The sequence below is a fragment of the Bacillus sp. JJ864 genome, from assembly GCF_036963045.1.
GTDB lineage: Bacteria > Bacillota > Bacilli > Bacillales > Bacillaceae_G > Bacillus_A > Bacillus_A pseudomycoides_C.
This window is the reverse complement of sequence record NZ_JBALLY010000161.1, coordinates 1-1,677: the sequence shown is the minus strand read 5'-3', so window position 1 is coordinate 1,677 and position 1,677 is coordinate 1. Positions and strand designations below refer to the sequence as shown.

The window sequence follows — 1,677 nt, the reverse complement described above, 5'->3', positions numbered from 1 at the left end:
GGTTCTTGCGCTAATTTGGGGAAAGTTGATATAACACTTTAGAAATGTAATTATTGTTTTTTTACAATAGGAAGTTAGAGTTGATATAGAACACGTTTCTGCAATAAGGAAAGGCCTGCCTTACCATAAAGTAAACGTTTAATTACTTTGACTCGATTCACTTGTCCTTCCAGAACACCATTACTATATGGCAGTAAAAATGCGTGTTTCACTGCTTCTAAATCACTTCGTAAACGACGAGCATATTGATAGAAGGGCATTTCTTTATTAGATAGCTGTTTTCGCAACCAATTCAGAAAAGCATCATAATTATTTGACTCTATAATAGTTCGATATTCTTGTATCATCTGATACAAAGGTTGAAGTGATGGATATGTTTGTAAGCAGCGTTGAAAGTCTGCTTGTTCTAATGTGTTCAATTTATCATCCCCCACCCATATCCGTCCTGCTAACTTGTTTCGTGAAACTTTATGTAATTTCTCTGTCTGTTGCTGTCTCTTACGGTTTCTCCGAATTGTTTCGACGGCTGTACGAACAGCTGAAAACGTTCCTGTATATCCTTGTTTCTTGAGAAAAAGATGAATATCTTTAACGGTATTACCTTGACCCTCATATTGATGAACAAGAGGCAAGTATTGCTGAATAGGTTTCACTCGGTAACGTGTGATAATTGGAGGGTCTTTCATATGAAGATATTTATGGATTGTTCGCCAACTCAATGAATATTCTTTGGCAAGAGAAGAAATAGATTTTCCAGCCCGATGGGCTGTTTGAATGTCTTGGATGAAGGCCCATTTTTGACTTTGACGTTCGACTTTCTCTCGTTCTGCTTTTGTCAATTCTACTTCTATCTTTGGGGAAATTGGGTCTTTCCATACAATTGATGAGGGAACTAGTGACATAAGGAATGTGTCTAATTGTTTTTTTGCATTTTGAATAAAGTGCCACCGATCATATACTTGAAGAATACGAGGATTTGCATTTGAAATACCTTGACGAAAAGCTGTAAATCCATCTCTACTTACCACTTCAATATGAGGATGCTGTTTGAGCCATTCAGTTAAGGTTTCTGGCAATCGATCTGGCAATACAGCAACAGGTGCATGAGTAGTAAGATCACAGATGAGAACACCGTAGGTATGACCTTTGCGAAAGGCAAAATCATCTACTCCTACAAAAGGGAGATACCTCTGGTTTTATATCTGTTTTATGAATGATTGTAAGTAAAACATCATGACTTACGGGCAATTGTAGTGCATGAGCAATTTTTTCTGCTGCTAAACAACTTGTGGAAAAAGCTATCTTTCGTAATACCTCTTCTACTCGAAGAGTACGACGGCTATTAGGAGCGAGCCACTCGTATCGTTCAGTGAACACTTTAACAGTGCACATAGGATTGTCACAAAACCATTTTTTTGAGATAAGCAAGATCGTAACAGATTCATTAGAAATCGGAAGGTCTTGGATAAGACGAGTATAGCGACTGTGGGGACGTAAAGCGACTTGTTTACATGTTGGACAGCATGCGGAGGTGTTGGTGCTTCTTACAGTAAATAACAAATGATTATCATTTTGAGAGACATGCATAAGTTCTAGAAACGGGTCAGGAGGTATCCAAGGGATTTGGCACATTACACTTCACTCCTTTTCTTCTATTATACTACTATAATCGTATAA

The 1,677-nt window shown here is 37.7% G+C and carries 2 protein-coding genes; both read right to left on the bottom strand.

Annotation, left to right across the window (positions count from 1 at the left end):
• Positions 1-74: 74 nt before the first annotated feature.
• Positions 75-1,124, bottom strand: coding sequence for a transposase (locus V7024_RS21095; RefSeq protein WP_335523563.1), 1,050 nt, complete (start codon positions 1,122-1,124; stop codon positions 75-77).
• A 37-nt stretch (positions 1,125-1,161) separates the two neighbouring features.
• Positions 1,162-1,587 (bottom strand): transposase family protein, encoded by a 426-nt coding sequence (locus tag V7024_RS21090; protein ID WP_335523561.1) that lies wholly within the window; start codon positions 1,585-1,587, stop codon positions 1,162-1,164.
• Positions 1,588-1,677 lie beyond the last annotated feature (90 nt).